Origin of the sequence: Hydrogenophaga sp. UC242_53 (assembly GCF_042696965.1) — a bacterium.
Lineage (GTDB): Bacteria > Pseudomonadota > Gammaproteobacteria > Burkholderiales > Burkholderiaceae_C > Hydrogenophaga.
Window position 1 is genome coordinate 3,653,625 of the sequence record NZ_CP170552.1, and the last position, 15,527, is coordinate 3,669,151.

Consider the following 15,527-nt stretch of genomic DNA (forward strand, 5'->3'; position numbering starts at 1 on the left):
TTAAACTGTGAGGATGATTTTAGCTGCGCCCTTCCTTTTCACGCTTGGCGCGCTGCCCCGGTGATGAGCCTGCTGCCCGCACTCGCGTCCAACCTGCCCGCTGCCGTGTTCTCCGGCGGCGCGGCGCTGGCCTACGCGATGCTCGCCATCGCCCACCCGCGCATGTCGGCGCCGCAAAGCCGCGGCCTGCTCGGCCTGGCCTGGCTGCTGCACCTGGTCGTGCTGGTGCTCGGCCTGTTCGAACAACCCGCGCGCTTCGGGTTCGCGCCCGCCCTCTCCGTCACCGGCTGGCTGGTGCTCACCGTCTACCTGATCGAAAGCCGGCTCTACCCGCAGATGCGCGCGCGCTGGACGCTGGCGATCCTGGGCATGGTGGTCGTGCTGCTCGCGCTGGTGTTCCCGGGCACGCGCTACCCGGCCCTGCATTCCGCGCTGCTGCCGCTGCACTGGGCCTTGGGCATCGCGTCCTATGGCCTCATCGCCGCGGCGGTGGTGCATGCCTGGCTGATGCAGCGCGCCGAAAAGGCCATGCGGCTGGGCAATGCCAGCGAGGCGTCCATGCCCCTGCTCACGCTGGAGCGCCTCACCTTCCGCTTCGTCGCCGCCGGCTTTGCCTTGCTGAGCGCCACGCTGCTGGCCGGCTGGTATTTTTCCGAGACCCTGAACCACCGCTGGATCTGGGACCACAAGACCACCTTCTCGCTGCTGTCCTGGATCACCATGGGGGTACTGCTCTGGGGCCGATGGCGCCTGGGCTGGCGCGGCCGTGTCGCCGTGCGCACGCTCTACGTGGCCGCCGGTTTCCTGCTGCTGGGCTACGCGGGCTCGCGCTTCGTGCTCGAAGTGATGCTGCACCGCGGCTGAGGCATTGACCATGAAATACCTGCTCGTCCTGGCCGTGGTGATGGTGGCGTTCTACATCTGGCGCAACAACCGCCTGAGCGACCGCGCCGAGGCCGCCCGCCAGGCGCCCCCGCCCAAGCCGCGCGCCAACGTCCCCACCATCATGGTGGCCTGCCTGCAATGCGGCACGCACCTGCCCGAGACCGAGGCGGTGCGGGGCCAGCAGGGCGCGTACTGCAGCACCGAGCACCGCCGGCTGCGCGAAGGCGGTTCGGCATGACCTCCCTCCGGATGGACGCCTGACATGGCCCGGGACGTCAGCTCACAGTTCGCCCCGTCCTGGTACTCCGCTTTCGAGGGCAGCCATGTGCAGAGCCGCGAACAGCGCATGCGTGCCTTCGTCCGGCTGTGGCGCGCCTTCATGCGGGCCCGGGTGTTCATCGCCACCGTGCTGCTCGCCCTGCAGGTGTTCATGCTGGTCTCTCAGACCGGCGGCCCCAACTGGCTGGTGGTGGTGTGTTCGGCCCACCTCTGCGCCGCGCTGGTCACGCTCTACCTGTGGCGCCCGGCGGAGCAGGCCGCCCCGATGCACGTCCAATGGCTGCTGACCATCGGCGTGGATGTGCTGGTGTTCGCGCTGCTGCAGTCGTTCCAGGTCGGCAGCATCAACTACACGGCGCTGTTCGCCCTGCCGGTGCTGCTGGCCTCCATCCTGGGCTCGCTCACGCTGGCCCTGGCCACCGCCGCCAGCGTCACGCTCTACCTGCTGGGCGAAGCGGCGCTGCATGCGCCCTTGTTCAGCGAACTGTCCACCGCGCGCTTCCTGCAGGCGGCGCTCACCGGCACCGGCTTTTTCCTGGTGGGCGTGCTGGCCAACCAGCTGGCGATCCGGCTGGCCCGCGAAGAGGCCCTGACCGCCAGCAGCCAGGCCGCCGCGCGCGCGCAGGCCCAGGTGAACGAACTGGTGATCGAAAGCCTGACGGTGGGCGTGCTGGTGGTGGACCCGCACGGCGTGGTGCGCAGCGCCAACCCGGCGGCCCAGGCCATGCTGCTCGGCCAGGTCTCGCCCCAGGCGGCCAAGCTCCTGCTGTCCGCCCGCTCCAGCTGGCAGCACTTGGCCCACCTGGTCAACGAAACCTTTGCGCGCGGTGAGGCCCTGGAAACCGAAACCACCATCGACAACGAGGACCGGCCGAGCCAGCGCCTGCATGCGCGCACCCGCCTGACCGCGCAGAGCGGGCGCAGCGCGGGCCTGTGCGTGCTGTTCCTCGAAGACCTGCGCGAGGTCGAGGCGCGCGTGCGCACCGAGAAACTGGCTTCGATGGGCCGCATGTCCGCCGCGGTGGCGCACGAGATCCGCAACCCGCTCTCGGCCATCACGCAGGCCAATGCGCTGCTCGATGAAGAGGTGCAGGCACCGGCCCAGAAGCGGCTGACCCGCATGATCGAGCAGAACGCCCAGCGGCTCTCGCGCATCGTCGACGACATCCTCAACGTGCGCGCGCGCGCAGCCCAGCCAGGACACAACCTCGGCCCCCTCCCTGCCACTGGACCAGACCGTTCGGCAGATCGCGCACGAGTGGGTGCGCCAGAGCAAGGCCGAGCGCATCCTGGGCGTGCATGCCCACGCGCCTGCGGCCCATGTGGGCTTCGACCCGGAGCACCTGCGCCGCCTGCTCATCAACCTGCTGGACAACGCCCTGCGCCACGCCAGCGGCAAACCCTCCTCGATCCGCCTGATCACCCAGCCCAGTGGCAGCGAGCATGTTCGCCTCTCGGTGTGGAGCGACGGCCAGGCACTCGAAGCCAGCGTGATGCGCCACCTGTTCGAGCCCTTCTTCTCCTCCGAGAGCCGCTCCAGCGGCCTGGGCCTGTACATCTGCCGCGAACTCTGCGAGCGCTACGGCGCCCAGATCGCCTACCGCCGCACGCGCCTGGACCAGCGCGAAGGCAACGAGTTCTATGCGCTGATCCCCGCCGCCAGCCCGGCGCCCACCCGCGAGCCGACACAGCAAAGCCTGTCGTACCCGATGGGCGATTCGGTGCGCAGCGCGCGCCGAGCACCAAGGCCACCCGCTCTCGGGTGACGCCCCCCTGGCGACCCGCTGAACACGACGCCAATGCGCACCGCCCCCTCCTCCGCCTCCGTGCTGGTCGTCGACGACGAACCCGATCTGCGCACGCTGTACGAGCTCACCCTGCTGCGCGAAGGCCACGCGGTGGTGGCCGCGCCGGACATCACCCAGGCGCGCGAATGGCTCGCCCAGCAGCGCTTCGACGTGCTGATCTCCGACATGCGCCTGCCCGACGGCCTGGGCCTGGACCTGCTGCGCGAACTCGCGGACGCCCAGCGGCCTGAAAAATGCATCGTCATCACCGCGTACGGATCGGCAGAAAACGCGGTGGAGTCGCTCAAGGCCGGCGCCTTCGACTACCTCACCAAACCGGTGGACCTCAAGCAGCTGCGCAGCGCGGTGACGGCGGCACTGCAAAGCCAGCGCGGGTCCCCGGCCGCCATGGCCAACGGCGCGACGGCGCCCGCGCCCAACGCCAGCGGTGCGGGCGACGCCCCCAGAAAACCAGCCGCCACCTCCAGCGGCGCGCAATCGCTGCGCCGCATCGTGGGCGCCTCGCCCAGCATCGCGCAGATCAAGTCGCGCATCGAAAAGGTGGCCTCCAGCATGGCACCGGTGCTCATCCTGGGCGAGTCCGGCACGGGCAAGGAACTGGTGGCGCGCGCGGTGCACGACTGCAGCCACCGCAGCGGCGGGCCGTTCGTGGCGGTCAACTGCGGCGCGATCCCGGAAAACCTGATCGAGGCCGAATTCTTCGGCGCGCGCAAGGGCGCCTACACCGGCGCCACCACCGACCGCGAAGGCTACTTCCAGGCGGCGCGGGGCGGCACCTTGTTCCTCGATGAAATCGGCGACCTGCCCCTGGCGATGCAGGCCAAGCTGCTGCGCGTGATCCAGGAGCGCTGCGTGCGCGCGCTTGGCGGCGTACAGGAAGAGGCCGTCGACGTGCGGCTGGTGAGCGCCACCCACCGCGACCTCAACGCGCTCGTGCAGTCGGGCCAGTTCCGCCAGGACCTGTTCTACCGCCTCAACGTCATCGGCCTGCGCTCGCCCGCCCTGCGGGAGCGGCGCGAAGACCTGCCTCTGCTGGTGGAGGCTCTGCTGGCGCGGCTGTGCGCCGAATCCGGGCAAAACGTGCCCAGGGTGTCGGCCCGCGCCCTGGCCTGGCTGCAGTCGCGCGAACTGCCGGGCAATGTGCGCGAGCTCGAGAACCTGTTGCAGCGCGCCCTGGCCCTGAGCAGCGGCGAGGTGCTCGAACCGGACGACTTCGGCGAGGCCGACGAGACCGAAGTGCCCACCCAGCCCGACCAGCTCGCGCCCGCCGATGGCCTCGGCGCACCCATGACCCGCCCGCCCGAAGAGATTCCCGCCGACCTGCAGACCTACCTGGACGAACAGGAGCGCCAGGTGCTGCTCAAGGCGCTGCGCGAATGCGACTTCAACCGCACCGCGGCCGCGGCCCGCCTGGGCCTGAACCTGCGCCAGATGCGCTACCGCATCCAGCGGCTGGGCATCGCCATGCCGTCGGACGATGACGACACCACCACGGCCTGATTCCGCCGAGCGCGATGATCCCTGGCAAGGCGGCTGGCTGCGCACGGCGCGCCACAGCCCTTCGCCCAACTTCGGCCCGCGTCCCGACGGTGCACAGATCGACCTGATCGTCATCCACTCCATCAGCCTGCCCCCGGGCGTGTACGGCGGCCCGGAGGTGGAGCAGCTCTTCACCAACCAGCTGGACTGGAGCGCCCACCCGTACTTCGAGCAGATCCGGGGCATGGAGGTGTCGTCGCATTTCTTCGTGCGCCGCGACGGCGAAGTGGTGCAGTTTGTCGATGCCGATGCGCGCGCATGGCACGCGGGCGCATCGTGCTGGCGCGGCCGCCACAACTGCAACGACGATTCCATCGGCATCGAACTCGAGGGGCTGGAGGGCGACCGTTTCGAGGCCGCGCAGTACACCGCCCTGGCGCGGCTGTGCACCCGACTGGTGCAACGTTATCCGGTGCGCCATGTGGCGGGCCATGAGCACATCGCGCCCGGACGCAAGCAGGACCCCGGACCGGGTTTCGACTGGTCGCGCCTGCGCGCCGACCTTCACTGGCCCGAAGCGTGTTTCCCACAAGACACACTCGGTCACAGCGTCGCTGGCGACTGAGCCAGGGCGACGCCAAAAACGCCCCGTTCTCACCGGCCGTGCAACGGCGCGGCCAGCCAAGACAAATCGCGCCAAAGCCCCCGCCGGCATTGGTGTTGCCCACCGGGATTCAAGCAAGCCGCCCAATCGCCAGCGATCATTCGCACAGGGCGCGGGGATGTGAACCAGCATTTTTTGTCTGACGAAAAATGCGCCGCGTCTAACGACCGCTTTTTCTCGTAAACACTACCCGTAGTGGCTTGAACGGGACATGCACACCAGATATAGTGTTGCCTTGTGAGTCCCGAACCCTACCCCGCCCAGTATGGCCGTCGCCTGAACAATGCCCTTCAGACGACCGCGTCCACCCCCTGCGGCCTGCGTTGATACCGGCACCCAAGCCACCAACCTGCCATCGGACACCGCGCCCCCGATGCAGTTCACCCAACAACAAATGAAAGAGGAACCCATGCTGACCGCTTCTCCCATCACCACCTCGTCCCCCGCCCCGCTGAAGCCCACCGCCGGTACCCCGGCCGCGGCTTCGCTGGCCGCGAGCAGCTCGGTTTTCGCCAACTACCAGATCATCCGCCGCAACGGCGCCGTCGTGCCGTTCGAGCCCAGCAAGATCGCCGTCGCCATGATGAAGGCCTTCCTGGCGGTGCACGGCACCCAGGGCGCCGCATCGGCCAGTGTGCGCGAGACGGTGGACGAGCTGACGCAGAACGTGGCCCGCGCCCTGATGCGCTCGCGCCCGGGTGGCGGCACCTTCCACATTGAAGACGTGCAGGACCAGGTCGAACTCGGCCTGATGCGCAGTCGCGACCACGAAGTCGCCCGCGCCTACGTGCTCTACCGCGAACGCCGCACGCAGGAGCGCGCGCACCTGGCCGAAGTGGCGCACCCGGCCGAGCCCGTGCTGCACGTGCTCGACGGCGGCGAGCGCGTGCCGCTGGACCTGCAGCGCCTGCAAGGCCTGATCGCCGCCGCCTGCAGCGGCCTGGGCAAGGACGTCAAGGCCGACCCCATCGTCGCCGAGACCAAGCGCAACCTGTACGACGGCGTGCCCATGGAAGAGGTCTACAAGGCCTCCATCCTGGCCGCGCGCACGCTGATCGAAAAAGATCCCGACTACACCTACGCCACTGCCCGCCTGCTGCTGCACACCATCGTCAAGGAAGTGATGGGCGAGGAAGTGCCCGCCGCCGAAATGGGTGCGCGCTACGCCGAGAACTTCCCGCTCTTCATCAAGAAGGGCGTGGACAACGACCTGCTCGACGAAAAACTGCTGCAGTTCGACCTGGCCCGCCTAGGCGCCGCGCTCAAGCCCGAGCGCGACCTGCAGTTCGACTACCTCGGCCTGCAGACGCTGTACGACCGCTACTTCCTGCATGTGCGCAAGACGCGCATCGAGCTGCCGCAGTCCTTCTTCATGCGCGTGGCCATGGGCCTGTCGCTCAACGAGATCGACCGCGAAGCCCGCGCCATCGAGTTCTACGAGGTGCTGTCCTCGTTCGACTTCATGTCGTCCACGCCCACGCTGTTCAACAGCGGCACGCTGCGCTCGCAGCTCTCCAGCTGCTACCTGACCACCGTGCCCGACGACCTCGACGGCATCTACGAGTCGATCAAGGAAAACGCGCTGCTCTCCAAATTCGCCGGCGGCCTGGGCAACGACTGGACGCGCGTGCGCGCCCTGGGTTCCCACATCAAGGGCACCAACGGCGAATCGCAAGGCGTCGTGCCCTTCCTCAAGGTGGTGAACGACACCGCCGTGGCCGTCAACCAGGGCGGCAAGCGCAAGGGCGCGGTCTGCACCTACCTGGAAACCTGGCACCTGGACATCGAGGAATTCCTGGAGCTGCGCAAGAACACCGGTGACGACCGCCGCCGCACGCACGACATGAACACGGCGAACTGGATTCCCGACCTGTTCATGAAGCGCGTGATGGAAAAGGGCGAATGGAGCCTGTTCTCGCCCAACAGCGTGCCCGACCTGCACGACCTGTTCGGCGCCGACTTCGAAAAAGCCTACCTGGCCTATGAAGAGAAGGCCGCGCGCGGCGAAATCAAGCCGTACCGCAAAGTGCCCGCCAGCGACCTGTGGCGCAAGATGCTCTCGATGCTGTTCGAGACCGGCCACCCCTGGATCACCTTCAAGGACGCCTGCAACGTGCGCAGCCCGCAGCAGCACGCCGGCGTGGTCCACAGCTCCAACCTGTGCACCGAGATCACGCTCAACACCAGCGACACCGAAACCGCCGTGTGCAACCTCGGTTCGGTCAACCTGCTCAACCACGTCAAGCGCGGTGACGACGGCGCCAAGGTGCTGGACCACGCCAAGCTGCAGGCGACCATCAAGACCGCCATGCGCATGCTCGACAACGTGATCGACATCAACTACTACGCGGTGAAGAAGGCGCGCGACTCCAACATGCGCCACCGCCCGGTGGGCCTGGGCGTCATGGGCTTCCAGGATGCGCTGTACGAACTGCGCATTCCCTACGCCTCCAACGAAGCGGTGGACTTCGCCGACCGCTCGATGGAAGCCGTCTGCTACTACGCCTACTGGGCCTCGACCGAACTCGCCCGCGAGCGCGGCCGCTACGCCAGCTACCGCGGTTCGCTGTGGGACAAGGGCATCCTGCCGCCCGACACCCTGGACCTGCTGGCGCGCGAGCGCGGCGGCTACGTGGACGTGGACCGCTCCAGCAGCCTGGACTGGGACGCCCTGCGCCAGAAGATCGCGGCCGACGGCATGCGCAACTCCAACTGCGTGGCCATCGCGCCGACCGCGACCATCTCCAACATCATCGGCGTGGATGCCTCCATCGAGCCTTGCTTCGGCAACCTCTCGGTCAAGTCCAACCTGTCCGGCGAGTTCACCGTCATCAACAGCTACCTAGTGAAAGACCTCAAGCGCCTGGGCCTGTGGGACGACGTGATGGTCATGGACCTCAAGCACTTCGATGGCTCGCTGCGCCCGATCGACCGCGTGCCGCAGGACGTGAAGGCGCTGTATGCCACCGCCTTCGAAGTCGAACCGCTGTGGCTGGTGGAAGCCGCCGCCCGCCGCCAGAAGTGGATCGACCAGGCGCAGAGCCTGAACATCTACATGGCCGGCGCCTCGGGCAAGAAGCTCGACGACACCTACAAGCTCGCCTGGCTGCGCGGTCTCAAGACCACCTACTACCTGCGCACGACCTCGGCCACGCAGATCGAAAAATCCACCGGCCGCACCGGTCAGCTCAACGCCGTTTCCGTCGGCAACACCAGCGCCGCCGCGGCCTCCGCTCCGGCTGCGGCACCCGCGGATATCACCGACGTGGAGTCCGCCACCGACATCAAGTTCTGCGCCATCGACGACCCGGGTTGCGAAGCGTGCCAGTGATTTCGGCCGTCATGCGTGCACGTGTTGCGGTGTCCCTCGAATGCAATTCGATGCAACACCGCAACACAAAATGTGCGCATCTCGCCTGATCACTTTGCATTTCATGCACACACTTTCATAATCCGAACATTGGAAACCTCTATGTTGACCTGGGACGATCACACCACGCCCTCTTCGAAGCCAGCGAACAGCCCACTGCCCACCGGCACGTCGGGTCTGCAAGCCTCACTGTCCTCACCGTCCGGTGAGCGCGCGCCTCTCCCCTCCGCTTCGATCAACACCGCCGCCGCGCCGGCCGCTCCTGCGCGCCGCGTCAACGCGGCCGACAAGCGCATCATCAACGGCCAGACCGACGTCAACCAGCTGGTGCCGTTCAAATACAAATGGGCCTGGGAAAAGTACCTCGCCACCTGCGCCAACCACTGGATGCCGCAGGAAGTGAACATGAGCCGCGACATCGCGCTCTGGAAAGACCCCAACGGCCTGACCGAAGACGAGCGCCGCATCGTCAAGCGCAACCTCGGCTTCTTCGTCACCGCCGATTCGCTGGCCGCCAACAACATCGTGCTGGGCACCTACCGCCACATCACCGCGCCCGAGTGCCGCCAGTTCCTGCTGCGCCAGGCGTTCGAGGAAGCGATCCACACGCACGCCTACCAGTACATCGTGGAGTCGCTCGGCCTGGACGAGTCCGAGATCTTCAACGCCTACAACGAAGTCCAGTCGATCCGTGACAAGGACCAGTTCCTGATCCCCTTCATCGAGGCGATCATGGACCCGAACTTCCACACCGGCACGCCCGAGACCGACCAGCGCCTGCTCAAGAGCCTGATCGTGTTCGCCTGCCTGATGGAAGGCCTGTTCTTCTACGTCGGCTTCACCCAGATCCTGGCCCTGGGCCGCCAGAACAAGATGACCGGTGCCGCCGAGCAGTACCAGTACATCCTGCGCGACGAGTCCATGCACTGCAACTTCGGCATCGATCTGATCAACGCGATCAAGATGGAGAACCCGATGCTGTGGACCAGCGAGTTCAAGGAAGAGATCAAGGAGCTGTTCCTCAAGGCTGTCGAGCTCGAGTACCGCTACGCCGAGGACACCATGCCGCGCGGCGTGCTCGGCATGAACGCCTCGATGTTCAAGGGCTATCTGCGCTACATTGCCAACCGCCGCGCCACGCAGATCGGCCTGGAGCCCCTGTTCCCGAACGAAGAGAACCCGTTCCCCTGGATGAGCGAGATGATCGACCTCAAGAAGGAACGCAATTTCTTCGAAACGCGCGTGATCGAATACCAAACCGGCGGGGCATTGTCCTGGGATTGATGCCCACGCAGCCGGAGCCGCATTGCCCATACCGACCAACAACATGATTTCCGCTCAATCAAAACCCTGTCACCGTCGCGCAGACGCCGGGCGCAGGGTTTTGTCACAGGATTCAAAACCTTGGGGCCAGCCGTGGATGCATCCACACGGCTCCAGGGCGTTGAATCACTTCACCGGCAACAAGGCTGGCTGAAGTGCTCTTTGCAACTTGATCAAGGAGAAAACAATGGCAACTGCAAAAAAAGCCCCGGCCAAGAAGGCCGCACCGGCTAAGAAGGCTCCGGCCAAGAAACCCGCTGCGAAGAAGGCAGCACCGGCGAAGAAGGCTCCGGCCAAGAAGGTCGCGGCCAAGAAGCCCGCCGTGAAGAAGGTTGCGGCCAAGAAGGCAGCACCGGCGAAGAAGGTTGCTGCGAAGAAGGCAGCACCGGCGAAGAAGGCCGCGGCCAAGAAGGTCGTCGCCAAGAAGGCTCCGGCGAAGAAAGCCGCTGCCAAGAAAGCGCCGGCGAAGAAGGTTGTCGCCAAGAAAGCTGCTCCCAAAAAGGTTGCAGCCAAAAAAGCGCCGGCCAAAAAAGCCGCCGTGAAAAAGGCCCCTGCAAAGAAGGCCCCTGCGAAGAAGGCAGCCCCAGCAAAAAAAGCTGAGCCGGCCAAGAAGCCGGCGGCCCCTGCTGCTCCTGCGGCGCAGACGAAGCTCAACCCTCAGGCTGCGTGGCCGTTCCCCACGTCCAGCAAGCCCTGAGATTCTCGTTGAGATGACCTGCAAGCCCGGCGCGAAAGCGCCGGGCTTTTTTCATGCCCGTTGCCCGGGCTCAGAGCGTGTAGTTCTGACCGCCCCGGCTGGCGATCTTCACCGCGCCCATGCGGTTGCCCAACTCGGCACAGCGCTGCAGCGGCCACCCCTGCTCCAGGCCATGCAGCAGGGCCGCGCGGAACGCATCGCCACACCCCGTGGGGTCCACCACCGTGGCCGCCGGGAGGCCCGCCACCCGCACCTTGGCCGCGCCACCATCCCAGACGTCACAGCCTTCCGCGCCCAGCGTCACGATGAGGCCGCGCACCTGCGCGGCGATGGCGTCGAGCGTGAGGCCGGTGCGGTCGCACAGCATCTGGGCTTCGTAGTCGTTGAGCGTGACCCAGCTGGCCAGCCCGATGAACTGCCGCAGCTCTTCGCCATTGAACATGGGCAGGCCCTGGCCGGGATCGAACACGAAGGGCACACCGGCCTCGTGCAGCTGGCGCGCGTGCGTGAGCATCGCATCGCGGCCATCGGGTGAAATGATGGCCACCTTGAGGTCGTCGCGCCGAGGCACCGGGTTGTCGTGCGCCGTCGACATCGCGCCGGGGTGGAAGGCGGTGATCTGGTTGTTGTCGCGGTCGGTCATGATCATGGCCTGCGCGGTGTAGCTCTCGGCGGAGGACGACACGTGGCGCGTGTCCACGCCCAGTTCGCGCAGGCGATCAAGGTACTCGCCGCCGTCGTTGCCGAGCATGGCCAGCGGCACCGCATCGGCACCGAGCTGGCGCAGGCCGTAGGCGATGTTGCCGGCACAGCCACCGTATTCCCGGCGCAGACCCGGCACCAGGAAGGACACATTGAGAATGTGCAGCTGGCTCGGAAGGATCTGCTCGGCGAAGCGGCCCTCGAAGGTCATGATGGTGTCGAAGGCGAGCGAGCCGCAAACCAGAATGGACATGAAAAATCTTCCAGATCAAGGGTAAAAAATCAGGGCGCGGTAACCCGCCATGGGCGTGGCGTCGCCCAGGGCGAGTGACAGTCGAAAACTCACGTTCACCGAGCCGTTCGCCGGCAACAGCGCCGGGGCATCGGGCCATTCTTCGGGCAGGAACACGCGGCGCGAAATCACCTGGTCGCTGATGTCGGTCAGGCTCAGCTCCAGCGCGGGCACAGCCAGCGCCATGGAGGCCGTGTTCTTGAGCACGAGGTCAAAGGAATAGAAGTTGCCGAGCCGGCGCACCAGCGAAGTGCTGTCGATGACGATCGCGTCGATGCGGCGCACCGGCGCCACCACGCAGCCCACGGGTTCGCACGCCCGCTGCAGCCAGGGCTGCAGGCCGGGCCGCCAGGCGGCCAATCGATCGCGCTCCTGCAGGGCCCATTGCCCGGCGAGCACGACCACCAACACCACGGCCAGCAGCGAGAGCACGGCGCGCATGCCGCGGGATTGCCAGAAGGCCTGCCGCTGCGCCTGCCTCACGAAGCCGGGCACCAGCTCGGGCGAGTCCGGCCCCTCAGCGTCCAGGTCACCCACGTCCTGCGGTCCGGGGGCATCGGGCATGGCATCGACGTGGGGCACGACCGCCTCTTCGTCCGACTCCACCTGTTCCGTGGGATCGGCGGCAGCGCCATCGGCTTTCAAACGACCCAGACCGGCGGCGAAGCGCTCCAGTTCGGCGTGGAAGTCGGACTCCTGCTCATCGGGCCGGGCCTGAGCGGGCGGGGCATCGATGATCGGTGGCGGCAAGGTCTCGACGGCACGCTCGTCCGCGACGGCCTCGGTGCCCCACATCGCATCGGCAGATTCCTCGACCGTTTCCACGGACCGCTGAGACTCGGCCTCCAGCTCTGCTTCCAGGTCGGCGTCGAACGCCGCGTGCGCGGATGCCGGCGCCGGTTCGGGTGCAGGCGCCGCCGCCACGAAATCGTCGGGCGTGCTTTCTTCGCCCGGAGGGATCCACGGCTGCAGGTACAGCGTGGCGTCGAACACATCGGCGCAATGGCCACAGCGCACCCAGCCCTCGGAGATCTTCAGTTGGTCGGCGACAACCCTGAACATCGTTCCGCACGAGGGGCAACGGGTGGTGAAACTCATGCGCCGATTATCGCGGGCGCGACAGGCAGCCTCAGGCCTTGACGGCGGTCATGAGGATCCAGCCATCCTCTTCGTCGCTGACCTGCAACGCCACCCACGGCGCATAGGCTTCGATCAGCTCATCGGCCTGGCGCGCCAGAATGCCCGCGAGCACCAGCTGGCCGCCCGGGCGCACGTGCGAACACAGCAACGGTGCGAGCACCTTCAAGGGCGTGGCGAGGATGTTGGCCAGCACCAGATCGTGTTCACCCCGCGCCAGATCGGGCAAGCCGGCCGACAGCACCGCGTGGTTGGCCTCGGCATTGAGTCGGGTGGACTCCACCGCCGCGGGATCAATGTCCACCGCGATGATCTCGCGCGCACCGAACTTGGCCGCACCGATGGCCAGGATGCCCGAGCCACAACCGTAGTCCAGCACACGCGGCCCCACGGGGCCGTGTTGCGCGGTCCAGCGCAGGCACATGCGGGTCGTCGGGTGGGTGCCCGTGCCAAAGGCCAGACCGGGGTCGAGCCGGATGACCTGTTGCGCGGCGGCGGGTGGCTCGTGCCAGGTCGGCACGATCCAGAAGCTGGGCGTGATCTCGACCGGCTCGAATTGCGACTGCGTCAGCCGCACCCAATCCTGATCGGGCACCGGGCGCACGCCCTGCACCGCACAGCCCGCAAAAAAGTCCTGCACCGCCAGCAACTGCGCGGCGTCGCGGGCCGCGGCGTCGGTGGGGAACAGCGCCACCACGCGCGAGCGCTGCCAACCCTCCTTGGGCGGCGGCATGCCAGGCTCGCCGAACAGCGCCGATTCGGCGTCGGTCATCGCGTCGGCGTCTTCCACCGACACGCTGAGCGCGTCCAGCGCGACCAGGGCATCGCCCACGTCGTCCACCGCCGCCTCGGGCACCAGCAGCACCAGCTCAAAAAGAGACCCAGCCGGCGGCTGGGTCAGTTGGAAGGCTTCAGCGCTCACGTTGGGACAGCCACTCTTCCAGGTAGTGGATGTTGGTGCCGCCGGTCACGAAGTTCGCGTCCACCATCAGCTCGCGGTGCAGCGGGATGTTGGTGTTGATGCCTTCGATCACGGTCTCGGCCAGCGCCGTGCGCATGCGCGCCAGGGCCTGCTCCCGCGTGTCGCCGTGCACGATGATCTTGCCGATCATCGAGTCGTAGTTCGGCGGCACGAAGTAGTTGGTGTAGACGTGGGAGTCCACGCGAACACCCGGGCCACCCGGCGCGTGCCAGGTCGTGATGCGACCGGGCGACGGGGTGAACTTGTAGGCGTCTTCGGCGTTGATGCGGCACTCGATGGCATGCCCGCGCAGCTCGATCTGGCGCTGCGTGAACGGCAGCTTCTCGCCCGCGGCCACCGCGATCTGGGTGCGCACGATGTCCACGCCCGAAATCCACTCGGTCACCGGGTGCTCCACCTGCACGCGGGTGTTCATTTCGATGAAGTAGAACTCACCGTTCTCGAACAGGAACTCGAAGGTGCCGGCGCCCCGGTAACCGATCTTCTTGCAGGCCGCGGCGCAACGCTCGCCGATCTTCTCGATCAGGCGGCGCGGGATGCCGGGTGCAGGCGCTTCCTCGATCACCTTCTGGTGGCGGCGCTGCATGGAACAGTCGCGTTCGCCCAGGTACACCGCGTTGCGGTGCTGGTCGGCCAGGATCTGGATCTCGATGTGGCGCGGGTTCTGGAGAAATTTCTCCATGTAGACCTCGGGATTGCCGAAGGCCGCACCGGCTTCCGCCTTGGTGGTCTGCACCGCGTGCAGCAGGGCCGCTTCGGTGTGCACCACGCGCATGCCGCGCCCACCGCCGCCACCGGCGGCCTTGATGATCACCGGGTAGCCCACCGCCTTGGCGGTGCGCTTGATCACGACGGGGTCGTCGGGCAGCGCGCCTTCGGAACCCGGCACGCAGGGCACGCCCGCGCGGATCATGGCCTGCTTGGCCGACACCTTGTCGCCCATCGTGCGGATGGACTCCGGCGTGGGGCCGATGAAGGTGAAGCCGCTCTTCTCGACGCGCTCGGCGAAATCGGCGTTTTCCGACAGGAAACCGTAGCCGGGGTGGATGGCTTCGGCGTCGGTCACTTCAGCGGCCGAGATGATGGCCGGCATGTTGAGGTAACTCTGGGCGCTCGGCGCCGGGCCGATGCAGACCGCCTCGTCGGCCAGACGCACGTACTTGGCGTCGCGGTCGGCCTCGGAATACACCATCACCGCCTTGATGCCCATTTCCCGGCAGGCGCGCTGAATGCGCAGCGCGATCTCCCCCCGGTTGGCAATCAGGATTTTTTTGAACATGGGCTCGGGGCCTTCTTCTTTATTCGATCACGTACATGGGCTGTCCGTACTCCACCGCCTGGCCGTTCTCCACCAGGATCTGGGTCACGGTGCCGGACTTGTCGGCCTCGATCTCGTTGAGGATCTTCATCGCTTCCACGATGCAGATCGTCTCGCCTTCCTTGATGGTGTCACCGATCTCGACGAAGGGCTTCGCACCCGGGCTCGACGCACGGTAGAAGGTGCCCACCATGGGCGACTTCACGGTGTGCCCGGCCGGCGCGGCAGGGGCGGTGCGCAACCGGAGCGGCGGGCGTCACGTCGACGGCCGGCACCAGGGGTGGAGACACCGGTGCGGGGGCCATGCTGTAGGTCACGGGCGCGGCGGCCACGACAGGCGCGCTCTTGACGATGCGCACCTTGCCTTCGGCCTCGGTGATTTCCAGCTCGGACACGTTCGACTCGGACACGAGGTCGATCAGTGTCTTCAGTTTTCTCAAATCCATGATTTCTCCAACGAAGTTCGGTCAAGTTGATCTAAAAGCACTCAATTTCAACGAAATGAGAGCTGACCAACCCGCCGGGGTGCCGCAGTGTACACGAATGGACCGGCTTCCCAACCTCGCCCGCTGGAGGGTTTTCAACCCGGGG

12 protein-coding genes and 2 pseudogenes are annotated in these 15,527 nt (G+C 66.7%); 9 read left to right on the forward strand and 5 right to left on the reverse strand.

All coding sequences use genetic code 11. The features are described from left to right. The first annotated feature begins 63 nt into the window (after positions 1-63). The 9 genes and pseudogenes from ACFJI0_RS18385 to ACFJI0_RS18425 all read left to right on the forward strand — a co-directional run bounded on the left by ACFJI0_RS18385 (position 64) and on the right by ACFJI0_RS18425 (position 10,505). Entirely contained in the window at positions 64-864 is an 801-nt protein-coding gene (locus ACFJI0_RS18385) for an inner membrane protein YpjD (protein WP_382154659.1), read from the forward strand. 10 nt (positions 865-874) lie between these two features. Next, positions 875-1,123 (forward strand): PP0621 family protein, encoded by a 249-nt coding sequence (locus ACFJI0_RS18390; RefSeq protein WP_382154656.1) that lies wholly within the window; start codon positions 875-877, stop codon positions 1,121-1,123. A 1,050-nt stretch (positions 1,124-2,173) separates the two neighbouring features. Then, positions 2,174-2,278, forward strand: a pseudogene (locus tag ACFJI0_RS18395) (histidine kinase dimerization/phospho-acceptor domain-containing protein); the annotation flags it as partial. A gap of 148 nt (positions 2,279-2,426) precedes the next feature. Further along, positions 2,427-2,930 carry a sensor histidine kinase gene (locus ACFJI0_RS18400; protein WP_382321687.1) on the forward strand — a complete coding sequence of 168 codons (504 nt, stop codon included), beginning with the start codon at positions 2,427-2,429 and terminating at the stop codon, positions 2,928-2,930. Between the two features lie 33 nt (positions 2,931-2,963). Next, positions 2,964-4,472 (forward strand): sigma-54-dependent transcriptional regulator, encoded by a 1,509-nt coding sequence (locus ACFJI0_RS18405; protein WP_382321689.1) that lies wholly within the window; start codon positions 2,964-2,966, stop codon positions 4,470-4,472. Further along, positions 4,450-5,076 carry a 1,6-anhydro-N-acetylmuramyl-L-alanine amidase AmpD gene (gene ampD / locus ACFJI0_RS18410; RefSeq protein WP_382321692.1) on the forward strand — a complete coding sequence of 209 codons (627 nt, stop codon included), beginning with the start codon at positions 4,450-4,452 and terminating at the stop codon, positions 5,074-5,076. The genes ACFJI0_RS18405 and ampD overlap by 23 nt, the downstream gene beginning before the upstream one ends. Positions 5,077-5,524: 448 nt before the next feature. Continuing rightward, positions 5,525-8,446, forward strand: a complete 2,922-nt coding sequence (locus ACFJI0_RS18415) for a ribonucleoside-diphosphate reductase subunit alpha (protein WP_382321695.1) — start codon at positions 5,525-5,527, stop codon at positions 8,444-8,446. A 141-nt stretch (positions 8,447-8,587) separates the two neighbouring features. Next, on the forward strand, positions 8,588-9,769 hold the full coding sequence (locus ACFJI0_RS18420) for a ribonucleotide-diphosphate reductase subunit beta (RefSeq protein ID WP_291119333.1): 1,182 nt from the start codon (positions 8,588-8,590) through the stop codon (positions 9,767-9,769). Between the two features lie 226 nt (positions 9,770-9,995). Next, entirely contained in the window at positions 9,996-10,505 is a 510-nt protein-coding gene (locus tag ACFJI0_RS18425) for a histone H1-like DNA-binding protein (RefSeq protein ID WP_382163865.1), read from the forward strand. A 70-nt stretch (positions 10,506-10,575) separates the two neighbouring features. On the opposite strand, the gene ACFJI0_RS18430 is transcribed toward ACFJI0_RS18425, so the two are convergent. The 5 genes and pseudogenes from ACFJI0_RS18430 to accB all read right to left on the reverse strand — a co-directional run bounded on the left by ACFJI0_RS18430 (position 10,576) and on the right by accB (position 15,382). Then, entirely contained in the window at positions 10,576-11,460 is an 885-nt protein-coding gene (locus ACFJI0_RS18430) for a carbohydrate kinase family protein (RefSeq protein WP_382154641.1), read from the reverse strand. A gap of 15 nt (positions 11,461-11,475) precedes the next feature. Next, positions 11,476-12,597 carry a DUF3426 domain-containing protein gene (locus ACFJI0_RS18435; RefSeq protein ID WP_382321697.1) on the reverse strand — a complete coding sequence of 374 codons (1,122 nt, stop codon included), beginning with the start codon at positions 12,595-12,597 and terminating at the stop codon, positions 11,476-11,478. Between the two features lie 31 nt (positions 12,598-12,628). Next, positions 12,629-13,558, reverse strand: coding sequence for a 50S ribosomal protein L11 methyltransferase (prmA, locus tag ACFJI0_RS18440; protein WP_382321700.1), 930 nt, complete (start codon positions 13,556-13,558; stop codon positions 12,629-12,631). Beyond that, on the reverse strand, positions 13,548-14,897 hold the full coding sequence (gene accC / locus ACFJI0_RS18445) for an acetyl-CoA carboxylase biotin carboxylase subunit (RefSeq protein ID WP_291119323.1): 1,350 nt from the start codon (positions 14,895-14,897) through the stop codon (positions 13,548-13,550). Before accC ends, prmA begins: the two co-directional genes overlap by 11 nt. A gap of 19 nt (positions 14,898-14,916) precedes the next feature. After that, positions 14,917-15,382: pseudogene (accB, locus tag ACFJI0_RS18450) on the reverse strand (acetyl-CoA carboxylase biotin carboxyl carrier protein). Between the last annotated feature and the right edge of the window lie 145 nt (positions 15,383-15,527).

Coding starts and splice junctions, on each gene's coding strand:
- ACFJI0_RS18405 (WP_382321689.1), top strand. CDS start 2,964: ATGCGCACCGCCCCCTCCTCCGCCTCCGTGCTGGTCGTCGACGACGAA.
- ampD (WP_382321692.1), top strand. CDS start 4,450: ATGACGACACCACCACGGCCTGATTCCGCCGAGCGCGATGATCCCTGG.
- ACFJI0_RS18420 (WP_291119333.1), top strand. CDS start 8,588: ATGTTGACCTGGGACGATCACACCACGCCCTCTTCGAAGCCAGCGAAC.
- ACFJI0_RS18435 (WP_382321697.1), bottom strand. CDS start 12,597: ATGAGTTTCACCACCCGTTGCCCCTCGTGCGGAACGATGTTCAGGGTT.
- ACFJI0_RS18425 (WP_382163865.1), top strand. CDS start 9,996: ATGGCAACTGCAAAAAAAGCCCCGGCCAAGAAGGCCGCACCGGCTAAG.
- ACFJI0_RS18415 (WP_382321695.1), top strand. CDS start 5,525: ATGCTGACCGCTTCTCCCATCACCACCTCGTCCCCCGCCCCGCTGAAG.
- ACFJI0_RS18385 (WP_382154659.1), top strand. CDS start 64: ATGAGCCTGCTGCCCGCACTCGCGTCCAACCTGCCCGCTGCCGTGTTC.
- accC (WP_291119323.1), bottom strand. CDS start 14,897: ATGTTCAAAAAAATCCTGATTGCCAACCGGGGGGAGATCGCGCTGCGC.
- ACFJI0_RS18430 (WP_382154641.1), bottom strand. CDS start 11,460: ATGTCCATTCTGGTTTGCGGCTCGCTCGCCTTCGACACCATCATGACC.
- ACFJI0_RS18390 (WP_382154656.1), top strand. CDS start 875: ATGAAATACCTGCTCGTCCTGGCCGTGGTGATGGTGGCGTTCTACATC.